Origin of the sequence: Siccibacter turicensis LMG 23730 (assembly GCF_000463155.2) — a bacterium.
Classification (GTDB): domain Bacteria; phylum Pseudomonadota; class Gammaproteobacteria; order Enterobacterales; family Enterobacteriaceae; genus Siccibacter; species Siccibacter turicensis.
Map to the genome: position 1 here is coordinate 208 of NZ_AWFZ01000062.1, position 564 is coordinate 771.

Here is a 564-nt window from a genome sequence, read left to right on the forward strand (position 1 = left end):
ATCCTGACGGCTTTTCAGCTCCCCGGACGAAGCAAGCGTCAGCAGTCCGCGCGTGATGGCTTCTGCGGCCTCCTGCTTCGTTTTCGGCAGTCCGGACGGCGTGACCAGCGCCCGGCGGTTTTCCGGTGCGTTCGGGTCGTGCAGCCCCAGTCTGCCGTTCACGATGGTCTGCCAGGCATCGATGCGCGGTCGGTCGGCGCGGTCGTAGTACGGCTGGAGCCGCCTGCCGGTCAGTAGCTCGGTATTGGGGATCAGAAAGTTCAGCTCCAGACGCCCCTTGTCCTCGTGCTCCACCCACAGAATGCTGTACTGATCTTTATCGAGTCCGGGCATCAGAACCCGCTCGAAGCTGGCCATCAGTTTTTCCCGCTGGCCGGGAGGCAGATCGGCCTCCGCAAACGACAGTACGCCGGAAGTGTATTTCTTCACGTAAGGCGACGCGTCAATCAGCTCCCGGACTTCTTCCGGCTTCCCCTGCAGGACGCTGGCGCCTTCACGCTGCCGGTCTTTACCCAGCAGATAGTCCACCGGCCCGGCGCCACCGCCGCGACCGCGTGGATGAAA

1 protein-coding gene is annotated in these 564 nt (G+C 63.5%); it reads right to left on the reverse strand.

All coding sequences use genetic code 11. The annotated features are described in order from the left end of the window. Positions 1–564 (reverse strand): relaxase/mobilization nuclease domain-containing protein (locus tag DW58_RS19670; protein WP_235810706.1); only part of this gene is annotated, 564 nt, incomplete at both ends.